The following is a 14,595-nucleotide window of genomic DNA, read 5'->3' as shown; positions in this document are numbered from 1 at the left end:
GCAGCGCCATGTCCACCAGCTACGTCGTCGTCACCGTCCTGGCCGCCGCGATGGTCGGCTTCTCCGCCGCCTCGGTGTTCCTGGGCGCCAAGTGGGTAGTGGAGCCGCTCGCCGACTACGGCGTGCCCCGCTCGTGGTGGCCCTGGCTGGGCGCCGCCAAGGCCGCGGGCGCCCTGGGCCTGCTGGTCGGCCTGGTCGTGCCGGTCGTCGGGGTGCTGGCCGGGGTCGGCCTGGCGCTGTACTTCACCGGCGCGGTCGTCACCGTGCTCCGGGCCCGGTCGTACGCGCACGTCCCGTTCCCGCTGCTGTACGCGGCGCCGGTGGTCGGCTCGCTGGCCCTGTTCGCCGGCTGAGGGGCCGGCACGTTGGCAGCGGCCTGCCCGGCCGGCCGGGGCCGGGCGGGCCGGCGCGCGGCCGTCGACCGACCCCCGCGACCGTCGGGTGGCCGCCGCAACCGTACGGCGGCCCACCTCACCGGGTGGCCGCGGCCGTCTCGTCGTCCCCGGTCCTGCCGAGGTCGACCGCCGACGGGGCGGACCGGGCACCGGGTCGGGCCGCGCGCCGTCGCGCGTCGACGACGAGCACCGCGAGCGCGACCAGGGTCAGCAGTCCACCGACGAGGGCGAGCAGCCGCGGACCGGGGCCGGGCAGCAGGGCGCCGCCGAGCACCGACCCGCCGGCGATCCCGACGTTGAACGCGGTGCTGACGCCGGCCGAGGCGATGTCGGTGCTGCCGGGGGCGAGTTGCAGCATGCGGCTCTGCACAGCGGTGCCGAACGCCGCGTAGGCGAAGCCGACGCCGGCGAGCAGGACCACTGTGGCGGGTCGCAGTGTGCCGAGCGCGTACAGGCCGAGCAGGGCGGTGGTGCCGACGCCCAGCGGCACCAGCAGCGACCCGATCGGGTGGGCGTCGAGGGTGCGGCCCACCAGGATCGTGCCGACCACGCCGGTCGCGCCGGAGACGAACAGCAGGGGCGCCAGCGCGGCGTCGGCGAAGCCGCTGACGTCGAGCAGCAGCGGCGTGACGTAGGTCTGCAAGGTCATGAAGCCGCCGATGCCGACGGCGGTGGCGACCAGGAGCATCAGGAAACGGCGACCGTCCGGCGCGGTGCCCCGGGCGGCGCCGCCGGCCGCCGGGGCGTACGACGGGATCAGCGCGACGACCACGGCGGCGATGGCCGCGCCGACGGCGGCCAGCACCGCGAACGCCGCGCGCCAGCCGGCCTGCTGTCCCAGCCAGGTGCCGGCGGGGACGCCGAGCACCGGGGCGAGCGCCGCGCCGACCGCGAACAGTGCCACCACCCGGCCGCGCACGGCGACCGGGAAGAGGCCGGTCACCGCGGGCGAGACGATCGACCAGAACAGGGCCTGGGCGAGCGCGGTGACGATCCGGGCGCCGGCCAGCACGGTGTACGTCGGGGCGAGCGCGGCCACCAGGTTCGCGGCCGCGAACAGCCCCAGCGTCGCGCCGAGCAGCGCGCGGCGGGGGATCCGCCGGGTCAGCCGGGCCAGCGGTACGGACGCCAGCACGACCACGACGGCGTAGCCGCTGACCAGCAGACCCACCTGCGAGCGCGACCGGTCGAGATCCGGCGCCATATGGGTGAGCAGGCCGATCGGCAGCAGCTCGGTCGTGATGAACGCGAACGCGGCGAGGGACAGCACGACCAGCGCCGCCCAGGCCCGGCGCGGCGAAACCTCCGGCGCCAACTCCCACCCCTTCCGTCGCGGTGTCACGTCACCGGCCCGCGTCGCCTCGGGCTCACTGGGCAGTGCCGGCGAGCAGCCAGCGCCGGACGGGAATCTCCAGCAGCACCCGGCCACCGCCCCCGGCGGCCCGCTGCCGGACGTCCCATCCCCCGTACTTGCCGGCGAACGCCGCGACGACCCCGGTCGGGAAGTCGCCGCGGTGCACCTGGGCGACGCCCTCGGCGACGACGGGACTGGTGCCGTCCTCCAGGGCCAGGGAGACCCGCGGGTCGGCCAGCACGTTGCGGACCTTGACGCTGCGATCGTCGCAGCCGATCCACCAGGCGCCGTCGGCGTAGACGAACCAGACCGGCGTCACGTGGGGCGAGCCGTCGCGACGCAGGGTGCACAGCCACACGTTCAACTCGTCGGCCAGCCGGACCTCCACGCCGGGCGGAAGACGTGTCGGGACAGGTCGGGTCACCCGGACAGTTGACCACATCAGCAACGGCCGGCCGCGGGCGTCAGGACACGGGCAGGCCGGCCAGGCCGGCGGCCAGGCCGAGCGCGGCGCTGACGCCGAGGACGCGCAGCACCGACCAGCGGAGCCCGAAGACCAGCACCGCCGAGATCGCGGCGATGGCCAGCGGCACCGGCCGCCAACTGGTCAGCACGGGCAGTTCGAGGTGCAGCGGGCCGGTCGTCACCAGGTGCTGCCGGGCGAAGAGGGTGTGCGCGGCGAAGTAGAGGCCGAGGTTGGCGATGACGCCGACCACCGCGGCGGTGATCCCGGTCAGCGCGGCGGACAGCGTGTGGTTGCCCCGGAGGCGTTCCACGTAGGGCGCGCCCAGCAGGACGAAGAGGAAGCACGGCACGAAGGTCACCCAGGTCGTCAACAGTGAGCCGACGACGCCCGCGACCCAGGGATCGAGGCTGCCCGGATTGTGGTACGCGCCCAGGAACGCGACGAACTGCACGACCATGATCAGCGGGCCGGGGGTGGTCTCGGCCAGCGCCAGTCCCCGGACCATGTCCCCGGCCGTCAGCCACCCGTACTCCTCCACCGCTCGCTGCGCGACGAACGCGAGCACCGCATACGCGCCGCCGAACGTCACCACGGCGGTCCCGGAGAAGAACAGGCTCTGCTGGGTGTAGACGCTCCCGACCCCGGTCAGCGCCGCCACCGCGGCGACCGGGACGAACCAGGCGAGCAGGCCGACCACCAGGACCGTCAGGGCACGCCGAGCGGTCGGCCGGCCATGGTGCAGCGCGTCGTCCGAGATCAGCGGGGCGGGACCGGCCGTCCCGCCGGAGCCGTGGCCGGCGGAGGTGAGGTACGCCGGGCGCCACCGGTGGACCGCCCACCCCGCCAGCGCGGCCAACGCCACGACGATCGGGAAGGGCACCCCGAACACCGCCAGGGCGGCGAACGCGGTGACGGCGAAGCCGAGCAGGACCGGGTGCGCCAGGGCGCGGCTGCCGACCCGCCACACCGCCTGGGCGACGATCGCCACCACCGCCGGCGCCAGGCCGGCGAACAACGCCGTCACGATCCGGGTGTCGCCGAACCCCACGTACAGCGCCGACAACGCCAGCAGGGCCACGACGCCGGGCAGCACGAACAGGATCCCCGCGATCAGGCCACCCCGCAGCCCGTTGAGCAGCCATCCCACGTAGATGGCGAGCTGCTGGGCCTCCGGGCCGGGCAGCAGCATGCAGTAGTTCAGGGCGTGCAGGAACCGCCGCTGCCCGATCCACCGGCGCTCGTCGACCAGGTGGCGCTGCATCACGGCGATCTGCCCGGCCGGGCCGCCGAACGTCTGGAGCGAGATCGAGAACCAGGCGCGGACCGCCTGCCCGAACGGCACCACATCCCGTACCGGAACCGCCGGCGCCGCCGGCGACCCCGGCGAAACGTCGGCTCCGACTCCCGTCACATCCGCCATGCCGGCAGTCTCCGGCAATATCTATCGGCTTAGTAGGTAATTCCACGGTGCGGGACGGTGACCCATGCTTGTGCGGTCAGGCGTCGGTGAGCGCGGTGAGGAGCGCCGTGCGGACGGCACGGTCGCGTTCGGCACGGGCGGGGTGCCACGGGCACGCGATATTCAAGGCGACGACGCGGCCGGTCGCGAGCACCCGCTGGACTGCCCGTAGGACCGCGTCAGTGGACGGCCCGCCCGACGCTGGAAACCGCAGGTCTTGCAGTTCGTCGGCGTCGACGACATCGACATCGACATGCAGGACGATGGGTCCTCCGGGTAGGACCACGTCGTCGACCTCATCGACGGTTCGCCGCACCAGCCTGCTCTGGGCCAGGTATGCGACCTCGGCCGGATCCAGGTCGCGCGCGTCCACGAGGATGGCCCGGTCCTCGGCGATCGGACGCAGGCCGAGAGGCTTGGCCAGCAACTCGTCGTGCGCGCCCATGGCCAGACGCAGTGCCAGACCGCCGAGGTATCCCGACGTCGAGGTTTCCAGGGTGTGCACGTCACCGTGCGCGTCGAACCACACGACGCCGGGCTCGGCGCCAGCCCGCTGAACGCCGGCGATTGTTGCCAGGGCGACCAGGCAGTCACCGGAGACAACGGTCGGTACCGCGCCCCCGCGGGTATGCTCCGCCACGGCGGCGGCGACGGCGTCGTACAGCACATTGAGGCGCTGCCAGACAGTCCCGTCCGGTAGCGCGGCCTCGACGGTCACAGTGTCGGCGCCGGACACCGGGAGACTGTCGTCAGCCAGCCGCTCGTCCTGGTGGTACGGCACGTGAATAATCGTCACCACCGCAGGATATTCACGCGCATGGCGCTGACCACGTCCACCACGACGCGTGTGACGGCCAAACCCGGGCCTGGCTGCACGTCATCCGGCTATCCGCCCCGCGCCGCATCAGCTGCAGGCGGTACGGAAGCCGACCAACGCGGGCCAACGGCCGGCTCAGGGCTTCCGTCTGCCGCGCCAGTCCAAACCCCGGATCGGCTCGCCCCCGGCCCCGTGTCCCACAGCCACAGGCCGTCTCAGCGGCCCAGGCAACGCCGTCGACAACCCGAGCATCGAACGAGCAACCCGGCTTGATCAACCCGCCCACGGTATGCCCACGACGACTCGCGACCCGCTGGACTCAGCCGGACCCAGCTAGCTCAAAGACAACGGCCCCTGATCAGCATCTCTGCTGGTCAGGGGCCGTTGGCGCTCCTGGTGGCGGGTAGAGGATTCGAACCTCTGTAGCTTTCGCGACGGATTTACAGTCCGCTCCCATTGGCCGCTCGGGCAACCCGCCAGGGCACCCCACCGCGTCGCGACGCGGCAGCGAGAGCAAGGATAGCGGCTCCCCCCGGCACAGGTGCAAGCGGGTACCGTCAGGGGGTCGTACCGCTGGTCAGCGGGGGACACAGGACCACAAACCGCCGGACAGCAGGAGCATGAGCATGGCAGCGAACCCGTCGTTCGACATCGTGAGCAAGGTCGACCGGCAGGAGGTCGACAACGCCCTCCGCCAGGCCGAGAAGGAGCTCGCGACGCGGTTCGACTTCCGGGGCACCGGCGCCGAGATCTCCTGGTCGGGCGAGGAGGCGATCAGCCTCCAGGCCGAGACCGAGGAGCGGGTGCGGGCCGCGCTGGAGGTCTTCAAGGAGAAGCTGGTCAAGCGGAACATCTCGCTCAAGTCGCTGGACGCCGGTGACCCGCGTTCCTCCGGCAAGGTGTTCAAGATCGACTGCAAGGTCATCCAGGGCATCGACTCGGACAAGGCCAAGGCGATCAGCAAGAAGATCCGCGATGAGGGCCCGAAGGGCGTCCAGGCCCAGATCCAGGGCGACCAACTGCGGGTGACCGGCAAGAAGAAGGACGACCTCCAGGCCGTCATCGCCCTGCTCAAGGGCGAGGACTTCGGGGTCGCCCTGCAGTTCACCAACTACCGGTAAGGCCCGCGCTTCGTCGCAGGTCGGCTCGTACCGACCCGCTGCCCGGGCAAAGGCCGCCGCCGGTTGCCGTCATTGGTGAGCGTCGCCCTCTGACGGCCTGGCGGCGGCCTGGCTCCGAGCTTCGTCAGCGAGCCTGTGCGCCGGGCCGCCCTCCCCACTCGACCAAACAGGAGCGTCCACATCGCCGGCAGCCGGCCTGCCGTGTCCGCGAATTGCTCGACACTCGCGTCCCGTCTGAGGCCCGACATGATCCTCAAGGCGCTTCGCGGAGCCCCCTCACCGTCCGCGACGGGGGCGCGCGCATCGCGGCAGAGCAGTTCGGTTTGTTGGGGCCATCGTCGGCTCCTACGATCGCCCGATGGTCGACGTCGTGATCTCTCCCGTACTGCCCGTGGACGTGGGAGAGATCCTCACCCTCCAGCGGGCCGCCTACGTCACCGAGGCCCAGCTCTACAGCGATGCCTCGCTGCCCGCTCTGACTCAGACGTACGACGAGCTGGCCGCCGAGCTCGGGTCGGATCTGGCGCTGAAGGCGACGCTGGGGCACCGCATCGTGGGCTCGGTCCGCGCTCGTCTCGAGGGGTCGGTCCTGCATATCGGCCGCCTCGTGGTTGCGCCGGATCTCCAGGGCCGCGGCATCGGCACGCGGCTGCTGACCGCTGTTGAGCGCGAGGCAGCCGGTAAGGCGGACCGCTACACGCTGTTCACCGGCCATCTGAGCCGCGCCAACATCCGCCTCTACGAGCGGCACGGCTACACCGAGGTTCGTCGGGTGCGGTTGACGTCCGACGTGGTGCTGGTCCACCTCGAAAAGCCGGCGGACAGGTAGCGACAGCAGACAGTGGTCGTCGACGACCCGGCGGGCGTCGTCGCCACCGGCCATCGTGCGGAACACCGGTCGGCGGCGACGGCCCGGCTCACGGGTTGAGCAGCACCTTGATCGCCCGACGTTCGTCCATGGCCCGGTAGCCCTCGGCGGCCTGCTCGAGCGGGAGGGTGAGGTCGAAGACCTTGCCCGGGTCGATCTCACGGCGGCAGATCAGGTCGATCAGCTCGGGCAGGAAACGACGCACCGGGGCCGGGCCGCCGTGCAGGTGCACGTGGGAGAAGAACAGCTCCTCGCCGGGCACCTCGACGCCGTGTGCCACGCCGACGAAGCCGACGTGGCCCCCCGCCCGCGTGGAGCGGATGGCCTGCATCATCGACTCCTGGGTGCCGACCGCCTCGATGACCGAGTGCGCGCCGAGCCCGTCGGTGAGGTCCTTGATCCGCGCCACGCCCTCGTCACCGCGCTCGGTGACGATCTCGGTCGCACCGTAGTGGGCCGCCAGCTTCTGGCGGGGCTCGTGCCGGCTGACCGCGATGACGCGTTCCGCGCCGAGGCGCCGGGCCGCCAGCACGGCGAGCAGACCCACCGCACCGTCACCGACGAACGCGACGGTCTTGCCCGGGCCCACCTCGGCGGCCACCGCGCCGAACCAGCCGGTGCCGAGTACGTCGGAGGCCGCGAGCAGGTCCGGGACCAGGTCGTCCGCGGGCATCTCGGGCGTGGCGACCAGGGTGCCGTCGGCCAGCGGGACGCGCAGGTACTCGGCCTGGGCGCCGAGTCCGCCGACCGGCTCCCGTTGCAGGCAGGAGGACTGGTAGCCGGCCCGGCAGATGGGGCAGGTGTTGTCGGAGGCGAAGAAGGAGCCGACGACGAACTGGCCGGGCTTGACGTTCCTAGCTCGCTGCCCACCTCCTCGACCACACCGACGTACTCGTGGCCCATCGGGGACGGCCCGTTGACCGCTTCGATGCCGCGGTACGGCCACAGGTCCGAGCCGCAGACGCAGGTGGCGGCGAGGCGGATGACGGCGTCGGTGGGGAGGAGGATCCGCGCGTCCTCGCGCTCCTCCACCCGGACGTCGCCGGGGGCGTGCAGGACGGCACCACGCATGGGGTCTTCCTTTCGATCCGCGGTTCGGCCGGGGCACGGCCCACCCTTCCGGCTTACCCCGGCCAGGCCGTGGGACACAGCGCCCGGTACGGCTGCTACCGCACCACCCGGCTTCCGTCATCGGGGTTGCATCCGGTACCCGGGTACAGGCTTACCGTCGGGGCATGAGCGGACACCACCTCACCACGGACGACGCCTGGGTGCCGGCTGCGTGCACCCTGCCGACGGCCGAACGGCCGCTGCGGCTCGCCGAGTTCACCGAGTTCCTCCGTACCGCGGTGCGGGGCGTCGACCGGCCGTCGGCCCGGCACCTGCGGCTGCGGCTCGACGGCTCGGCGCGGGTGGAGCAGGCGGCGCGGGACCTCATCGCCCGCGAGTCGTCCTGCTGCTCGTTCTTCACCTTCGACCTCGCCCGGTCCGGCCCGGACGCGCTGACGCTGGAGGTCCGGGTGCCGGCGGCGTACGTCGAGGTGCTCGACGGCCTGGCCGCGACGGCGGACGCGCGGTGAGCGGGGCCAGGCTGCGCAGCGGTCAACTGGCCGAGGCGGCCGGCGTCAACCCGCAGACGCTGCGCTACTACGAGCGTCGTGGCCTGCTCGCCGCCCCGCGGCGGTCCCCCGGCGGGCATCGGCTGTATCCGGCCGAGACGGTCACCCTGCTGCGGGTGATCCGTACCGCGCAGCGCCTCGGCTTCACCCTCACCGAGGTCGCCGACCTGATCGACGCCGGGCGGCACCACCACGGCGGCCGCCCGGACACCGGCCTGCGGGCCCGGGCCGTGCGGAAGCTGGCCGAGGTGGAGCGGAAGCTGGCGGACCTGACGGTCATCCGGGACACGCTGCGGGCGGCCGTCTCGGCCGGCTGCGACGACCTCGTCGCCTGCGCCGGCAGTTCCCGCTGCCCGCTGCCCTTCGCCGACGGCAGCGACCGGGGCGGTGCCCACTGACCGGCCATCCGGGTCAGCCGGCGAAGATCAGCAGCAGGATCACCGTGAGGATCGCGCTGATCAGCAGCGAGCCGAGGCAGCCGACCCGGTTCGAGAAGAAGACGAACATGGTCGCCTTCTACCCGTTCCGGGTCGGCCCCAGACCTCCCGGTCAGGCCGGGATGGGCTCGTCGACGCGTACCGTCGCGGCCTCCGCGCGGGCGATGGGGCCGCCCGGCAGCGCGGCGACCGCGGCCCCGACGGCGACCGCGGCCCCGGCGAAGAGGAACGCCCAGGGCACCCCGCCGGCGTGGTCGACGATCAGCCCGGCGACCGCGCCGCCGGCCGCGCTCGCCCCGACCGACATGGTGACCACCCAGGTGTACGCCTCGTTCAGCATGCTGACCGGCGAGATCCGCCCGACCAGGGTGTTCTCCAGGGTGAGCGCGGGCGCGATGGTGGCACCGCCGATCACCAGCGCGGTGCCCAGCGCGGCCGGGGTGGGCATCAGCGCGAAGACGGCGAAGCTGGCCGCCACCGCGCCGAGCAGCCAGGCGAACTGCCGGGTCATGTTGGGCGACGGCCGGCGGACGCCGAACCAGAACCCACCGGCGGCGCTCCCGATGCCCCAGACGGCGAGCAGCACCCCGGCCAGGCTGTCCGGGTCGTCGGCGGTGTAGCCGGTGGCGAAGGCCGGCACGATCACACCCGCCGCGCCGAAGGCGATGCCCAGGCTGGCCACGCAGAGCAGCAGCGCCGGGAAGCCGGCGACGCGCAGCGGGCCGAGGCCGCGGGCCCGGTGCTCGTGCGGGTGCGGACGCCAGCCGCGCATCACCCGGCCGAGTGCCACCGCCGTGGTGCCGACGAGGGTCACCACGGCCGAGCCGACCAACGCGGCCCGGGCGTCGGCGACCAGCACGAACCCGGCCACCAGCAGCGGACCGAGCACGAAGACGATCTCGAACAGGGTGGTCTCCGCGGCCAGCGCGGTGTTGCGCAGGTGGTGCCGGCCGGTGGCGGGGGCGGTCAGGTCGTTCCAGGCGCCCCGGATCGCGGCGGTCAGCGGCGGGTAGGTGGCGCCGGCGACCCCGGCGGCCAGGAAGATCATCGACAGGTTGCCACCGCCGGGGCGGGCCGCGCCGAGCAGGCCCAGCAGGGCGAGCGGGTGGGCGACCGCGGTGCCGAGCAGCACCGGGGTGGGGCCGACCCGGTCGGCGATCCGCCCGGCGACCGGGCTGAGCGCGGCGCCGGAGAGGGCGTAGATGCCACCGGCGACCGCGGCGAGCGAGTATCCCCCGGTCACCTGCTCGACCACGAGCAGCAGCGCCAGCGGTGTCATGCCGATCCCGAGCCGGCCGACGATGCCGGTGACCAGCAGCATCGGGGCCCCGGGGATCCGCCAGACGCCCAGGTACTGGCGCAGTGCGGCCACGATCGACCTCCTCGCAGGGGTGTAATGAGTGGAAGACGTTTTGACCCTAACGCTCGGTCGCCCGTCGGAGAAACGGTTTGTGCCCGTACACACGGCTCCGCCCGCACCCGGAGGTCCGGGTACGGGCGGAGCCGGTGGTTCTCAGGTCAACGCTCGAACTGCACCGGGCCGGCGCTGGCGGCCATCCGCTCCAGCCGGGCGACCCGCTCCTCCATCCGCGGGTGGGTGGAGAAGAGCGCCGCCACACCGCCACCCCGGAACGGGTTGTCGATCATCAGGTGGGCGGTGCTGGTGAGCTGCCCCTGAGCCGGCAGCGGCCGGCGCTGGGTGCCCATGTGGATCTTCCGCAGCGCGCTCGCCAGGGCCAGCGGGTCCCGGGTCAGCTGGGCGCCGGAGGCGTCCGCCTGGAACTCCCGGCTCCGGCTGATGGCCAGCTGGATGATCGTCGCGGCGATCGGGCCCAGGATGATGGTGAGCAGCAGCACGGCCGGGTTCGGCGAGTCCTCGTCGTCCCCACCGCCCAGCGGGATGAACCAGGCGATGTTCGCCAGCGTGGTGATGATGCCGGCCAGGCCGGCGGCCACGCTGGAGATGAGGATGTCCCGGTTGTAGACGTGCGACAGCTCGTGTCCGATCACGCCACGCAGCTCGCGGTAGTCGAGGATCTCGGTGATCCCCTGGGTCACGCAGACCGCCGCGTTCTGCGGGTTGCGCCCGGTGGCGAACGCGTTCGGCTGCGACGTCGGGCTCACGTAGAGCCGCGGCATCGGCTGCCGGGCCTCGGTGGCCAGCTCGCGGACCATCCGGTAGAGCTCGGGGAACTGCGCCTCGGTGACCGGTTGCGCCCGCATCGAGCGCAGTGCGAGCTTGTCCGAGTAGAAGTAGGTGAAGCCGTTCATCAGCAGGGACACGACGACGGCGATGACCAGTCCACCACTGCCGCCGAACCAGTAGCCCACCGCCAGGATCAGCGAGGTGAGCAGGCCGAGCAGCGCGGCGGTCTTCAGACGGTTGTGATGCACGTTCGCTCCTTCGGTGCACGGATCGCGAGGATCCGCTGACCGGTTCAACAACCCGGTACCCGTCAACCATCCGTCTCATGGCTGTGAGTTGCCTGGGACGTCCGGAGTGCCCGCCCCCCGATTGCCGCCGGCGAGACCAGGAACACCCCGACCTGGCTGTTCTCCACCCGGCTGGCGGTGCCCGGGTACTGCCTGCCACTGCACCCCGGCTTCATCGTGGCGCTGCCGGCACGAAGGCGGAGGCCGGCGCGTTCACACCCCACTCGTTCATCGCGTCGAGCACCGGACGAAGCGTCCATCCCAGGGCGGTCAGCTCGTACACGACGCGAGGCGGGATTTCGGCGTAGGAGGTGCGGGTGACGATGCCGCGCGATTCGAACAACCGTAGACGGTTTGTCAGGGTGTGAGCACTGATGCCTGGTAGTGCCTCACGGAGTTGGCCGAAGCGCTGGGGGCCGTGCATGAGTTCTCGGAGGATGAGCGTCGCCCACGGGCCGTCGAACAGCATCAGGAAGCGCGCTACGCCGCACTCCGGCAGCTCAACCTCGTTCGTCATGCCAGTGAAGGTACCTCATTAGTGCAGTTGACGTAACTGCTGCATCGTATGCACTAATGGGTGCATGACCTACATCGTTCACGGCGCCACCGGCGCCCAGGGCTCGCCCGTTCTCGCTGCTCTTCGTGCCGCCGGCAAGCGGGCGATCGCTGCCGTGCGTCACACCGGCGACCTTGCGGACAGGGGCGATGCGGTAGCGGTCGATCTTGCCGACGCCGCGTCCCTTACGGCTGCCTACACGGGTGCGGATGGCGTCTTCGTTCACCTGCCGCTCGGTGCACCCGGCCAGGGCAGCGCGCAGGCCGAGGCGGTCGCCGCCGCCGTCGCGACCGCCCGGCCGCAGCGGGTCGTCATCTCCACCAGCGGGCAGATCGTCGACCAGCCAGGAACGCTACTGCAAGCGGCAGACGACAGCCCGATCGTCACGCTGATTCGCAAGGTCACCGACACCGGCGTGTCCACCGCCGTCGTCGCACCGCGCTTGTACCTGGAGAACCTGCTGCTGCCCGTGGTGGCCGGGCCCGCACGCGAGGACGGTGTGCTGCGCTACCCGCTGCCGGAGGTGTTCCCGGTCTCGTGGAGTTCGCACCTGGACGTCGCCGAGGTCGTCGTCCGCCTGCTCACCGACACCAGCGTCACCGGCACCGTCGCGGTCGGACACCTGCCGGGTTTGACCGGTCCCGACCTCGCCACGGCGTTCGCCGAGCACCTCGGCCGCGACGTCCGCTTCGAGGCCATCACCCCGGACATGTTCGGCGACCTCATCACCCCGATGTTCGGCCCTGCCGCGGCTCCGGTCGTCGGCCTCTATCAGGCCCTGAACACTCAGAACGGCAACACGATCGGCGAGGACAACAGCGCCCAGAAAGCGCTCGGCCTGTTCCCGCGCCCGGTCACCCGATGGCTCGCCGACCTGGGAGTCTGACCCGAGCGGTCAGGTGGATCGCGCCCCGCATCGCACCCGGGCGGAGTGCGATGCGGGGCAAGCCTTCTCACTCGGCGACGTTCCATGGAGGCGTTGTCCCCGCTGACGTACACGCTGGGATGGCCCCGGGCCGTGAGCAGGAAGCCGACTACGTCGCCCGCGACCGCCTCGCCGCCCTCCGGCCCATGGAGAGCGGGTAGCCCCGTGACGGTGACGACGGTGCCGTCCGGGGCGGTGATCGTCGCCTCCTCCCAGAACTCCAGCCTGCGAGCCGTTCCACCGAGACGCCCAGCGCCGCTGACGGTGGTCAGCACGAGCGGGACACGCGTGAGGAACTGCCGGCCGGCGTGGGTCGAGGTTGTCGTCGTGCTCGTCGTGGGACAGCAGCACGGCGTCGATGTGCCCGACCTCGTCCGGTGTCACGGGCGACGGCGTCGGTCTTGAACTGAGCCGAGGGCTGGGCCCTGCCGAGGGGGCGCCCGCGAGGGCGCCTCAGCGGGCGGCGACGTCGAGCACGAGCTGCGGGGCGAAGCCGATCACCACGGCCACCACGGTCGCCACGACCAGCACCGCGCCGACCGTTCGCGTCCGCACGACGGGAACCTCCCCTGCCGGGGCGGCGGCGCCGGTCGGGGCGGCGGCACCGGCGGTCGGGCCGGTTGGGCCGGCCGCATCAGCATCGGCGGCCGGGAGTGCGGCGGCGGCATCGGTGGTCGGGGCGGCCCAGAGGGTCGCGGTGAGGCGCAGGTAGTAGGCGAGGCCGATCACCGCGTTGACGGCCACGACCACGGCCAGCCAGCCCGCGCCGCCGTCCAGCAGCGACCGGACCACCGTCACCTTCGCGAACAGGCCGGCCAGGCCCGGCGGCAGGCCGGCGAGCCCGACCAGCGCCAGGCCGAGCGCCGCCGCCCGCCACGGGTGCCGCCGGCCCGCCCCGCGCAGGTCGTCCAGCGTGCCGCCGTCCGCGCCCGCCGGGCGCAGCGCCACCACGGCCGCGAAGGCCGCCAGCTCCAGCACCACGAAGAAGACGGCGTACGCGACGGCGGCCGCGTACGCGGCGGAGCGGGCGTCGGCGCTTCGCCCGGCCGCCAGCGCCAGCGCGCCGAGCGGGGCGAGGATGTAACCGGCCTGGGCCACCGAGGACCAGGCGAGCAGCCGGACGGTACGCCGCTGGCGCAGCGCCACCAGGTTGCCGACGGTCATCGTCAGCACCGCGAGCAGGGCGAGCACCGGGCCGGTCACCTCGGCCGGCAGCGCGTACTGGACCACGGCGAGCAGGGCCACCACACCGCCCAGCTTCGAGGCGGTCGACAGGTAGGCCGCCACCGGCAGCGGCGCGCCGTCGTAGGTGGCCGGCGCCCAGGCGTGGAACGGCACCGCTGCCACCTTGAACGCCAGGCCGAGCACCACCAGGGCGACGGCGGCGCCGGTCAGCGGCAGGTCGAGCAGTTCCGGCCGGTCGGCGAAGAGCGCGCCGAGCCGGCCCAGGTGCAGCGCGCCGGTGGCCGCGTAGAGCAGCGCGGCGCCGAGCAACGTCAGGGTGGTGGCGACCACGCTCACCACGAAGAAGGTGACCGCGGCCTCGGCGCTGGCCAGGCTGCCCCGGCGCAGCCCCACCAGGACGTAGAGCGGCAGGGTGAGCGTCTCCAGCGCCACGATCAGCGTGATCAGGTCGGCGGCCGCGCCGAGCACCACGCCGCCGGTCATCGAGCAGGCGAGCAGGAAGGCGTACTCCCCCACCGGCGACTGCCCGGCCCGCAGCGCCGGGCCGGACAGCGCCAGCACGCCGAGGGTGAGCAGCGCGACGACCACGCCGACCAGCGCGGCCCGGCCGCCGAAGACGTACGAGCAGTCCGCGCCGACGCAGAACGTGCGCCGCTCGTCGCCGGCGCCGACCAGCGCCGAGCCGAGCGCGGTGGCGGCCGCGCCCAGGACGGCCGCCGCGACGGTGGCCCGCGGCCGGGCCAACACGAGATCGGTGACCAGCACCAGGACGGCGGTGCCGGCGGCCAGGTACGCCGGCAGCAGCGCCACGCTGTCGACGCTCTGCACCACGCTCATGCCGGCACCCCGCTCCGCTGCGTGCCGCCCTGACGCACCACCGCGCTGAGCCCGATGATTCGCTCGCTCATGCCGGCACCCCATCGGTCCGGACGACCACGACCGGTTCCGCCGGCGCACGCC

15 protein-coding genes, 1 tRNA gene and 1 pseudogene are annotated in these 14,595 nt (G+C 72.8%); 6 read left to right on the top strand and 11 right to left on the bottom strand.

The window, feature by feature from the left end; translation table 11 throughout:
• Positions 1 to 8 precede the first annotated feature (8 nt).
• Positions 9 to 353 carry a DoxX family protein gene (locus SM577_RS05480; protein ID WP_302919538.1) on the top strand — a complete coding sequence of 115 codons (345 nt, stop codon included), beginning with the start codon at positions 9 to 11 and terminating at the stop codon, positions 351 to 353.
• Between the two features lie 118 nt (positions 354 to 471).
• On the opposite strand, the gene SM577_RS05475 is transcribed toward SM577_RS05480, so the two are convergent.
• From SM577_RS05475 to SM577_RS05455, 5 genes are all read right to left on the bottom strand, one after another.
• Entirely contained in the window at positions 472 to 1,710 is a 1,239-nt protein-coding gene (locus SM577_RS05475) for an MFS transporter (RefSeq protein ID WP_474586427.1), read from the bottom strand.
• Positions 1,711 to 1,762: 52 nt separating this feature from the next.
• On the bottom strand, positions 1,763 to 2,173 hold the full coding sequence (locus SM577_RS05470) for a nitroreductase/quinone reductase family protein (RefSeq protein ID WP_474586426.1): 411 nt from the start codon (positions 2,171 to 2,173) through the stop codon (positions 1,763 to 1,765).
• A gap of 40 nt (positions 2,174 to 2,213) precedes the next feature.
• Positions 2,214 to 3,557: a chromate efflux transporter gene (chrA, locus tag SM577_RS05465; RefSeq protein ID WP_302919541.1), complete on the bottom strand. Its 1,344-nt coding sequence runs from the start codon at positions 3,555 to 3,557 to the stop codon at positions 2,214 to 2,216.
• A 154-nt stretch (positions 3,558 to 3,711) separates the two neighbouring features.
• Complete coding sequence (locus SM577_RS05460) at positions 3,712 to 4,470, bottom strand: arginase family protein (RefSeq protein WP_474586425.1); 759 nt, start codon at positions 4,468 to 4,470, stop codon at positions 3,712 to 3,714.
• 415 nt (positions 4,471 to 4,885) lie between these two features.
• Positions 4,886 to 4,969 (bottom strand) — tRNA-Tyr (locus tag SM577_RS05455).
• A gap of 148 nt (positions 4,970 to 5,117) precedes the next feature.
• Between SM577_RS05455 and SM577_RS05450 the strand changes: the two genes are divergently transcribed.
• Positions 5,118 to 5,612 carry a YajQ family cyclic di-GMP-binding protein gene (locus tag SM577_RS05450; protein ID WP_167179840.1) on the top strand — a complete coding sequence of 165 codons (495 nt, stop codon included), beginning with the start codon at positions 5,118 to 5,120 and terminating at the stop codon, positions 5,610 to 5,612.
• Between the two features lie 358 nt (positions 5,613 to 5,970).
• Positions 5,971 to 6,441 carry a GNAT family N-acetyltransferase gene (locus tag SM577_RS05445; RefSeq protein ID WP_474586424.1) on the top strand — a complete coding sequence of 157 codons (471 nt, stop codon included), beginning with the start codon at positions 5,971 to 5,973 and terminating at the stop codon, positions 6,439 to 6,441.
• Positions 6,442 to 6,529: 88 nt separating this feature from the next.
• Here the strand turns inward: SM577_RS05445 and SM577_RS05440 are convergent, their stop codons facing one another.
• Together SM577_RS05440 and SM577_RS05435 are read right to left on the bottom strand one after the other, a co-directional pair.
• Positions 6,530 to 7,153, bottom strand: a complete 624-nt coding sequence (locus SM577_RS05440; protein WP_474586452.1) for a zinc-binding dehydrogenase — start codon at positions 7,151 to 7,153, stop codon at positions 6,530 to 6,532.
• Between the two features lie 245 nt (positions 7,154 to 7,398).
• A pseudogene (locus SM577_RS05435) lies at positions 7,399 to 7,551 on the bottom strand (IMP dehydrogenase); the annotation flags it as partial.
• Positions 7,552 to 7,715: 164 nt separating this feature from the next.
• On the opposite strand from SM577_RS05435, the gene SM577_RS05430 reads away from it, so the two are divergent.
• Together SM577_RS05430 and SM577_RS05425 are read left to right on the top strand one after the other, a co-directional pair.
• On the top strand, positions 7,716 to 8,060 hold the full coding sequence (locus SM577_RS05430; protein ID WP_474586423.1) for a hypothetical protein: 345 nt from the start codon (positions 7,716 to 7,718) through the stop codon (positions 8,058 to 8,060).
• Entirely contained in the window at positions 8,057 to 8,497 is a 441-nt protein-coding gene (locus SM577_RS05425; RefSeq protein WP_474586422.1) for a MerR family transcriptional regulator, read from the top strand. Before SM577_RS05430 ends, SM577_RS05425 begins: the two co-directional genes overlap by 4 nt.
• Positions 8,498 to 8,648: 151 nt before the next feature.
• Here SM577_RS05425 and SM577_RS05420 read toward each other — a convergent pair whose 3' ends face one another.
• The 3 genes from SM577_RS05420 to SM577_RS05410 all read right to left on the bottom strand — a co-directional run bounded on the left by SM577_RS05420 (position 8,649) and on the right by SM577_RS05410 (position 11,486).
• Positions 8,649 to 9,908 carry an MFS transporter gene (locus SM577_RS05420; protein ID WP_302919547.1) on the bottom strand — a complete coding sequence of 420 codons (1,260 nt, stop codon included), beginning with the start codon at positions 9,906 to 9,908 and terminating at the stop codon, positions 8,649 to 8,651.
• Positions 9,909 to 10,054: 146 nt separating this feature from the next.
• Entirely contained in the window at positions 10,055 to 10,930 is an 876-nt protein-coding gene (gene htpX / locus SM577_RS05415) for a zinc metalloprotease HtpX (protein ID WP_302919548.1), read from the bottom strand.
• A gap of 211 nt (positions 10,931 to 11,141) precedes the next feature.
• Positions 11,142 to 11,486, bottom strand: coding sequence for a winged helix-turn-helix transcriptional regulator (locus SM577_RS05410; protein ID WP_474581474.1), 345 nt, complete (start codon positions 11,484 to 11,486; stop codon positions 11,142 to 11,144).
• Positions 11,487 to 11,550: 64 nt separating this feature from the next.
• Here SM577_RS05410 and SM577_RS05405 point away from each other — a divergent pair, with 64 nt between their 5' ends.
• Positions 11,551 to 12,411: an NmrA family NAD(P)-binding protein gene (locus SM577_RS05405; RefSeq protein WP_474586421.1), complete on the top strand. Its 861-nt coding sequence runs from the start codon at positions 11,551 to 11,553 to the stop codon at positions 12,409 to 12,411.
• A 492-nt stretch (positions 12,412 to 12,903) separates the two neighbouring features.
• Here the strand turns inward: SM577_RS05405 and SM577_RS05400 are convergent, their stop codons facing one another.
• Positions 12,904 to 14,472 (bottom strand): NADH-quinone oxidoreductase subunit N, encoded by a 1,569-nt coding sequence (locus SM577_RS05400; protein ID WP_302919551.1) that lies wholly within the window; start codon positions 14,470 to 14,472, stop codon positions 12,904 to 12,906.
• Positions 14,473 to 14,595 lie beyond the last annotated feature (123 nt).

Source organism: Micromonospora desertarenae (genome assembly GCF_056150265.1).
The sequence above is the reverse complement of the archived record's forward strand: the minus strand, read 5'-3'. Positions and strand labels throughout refer to the sequence as shown.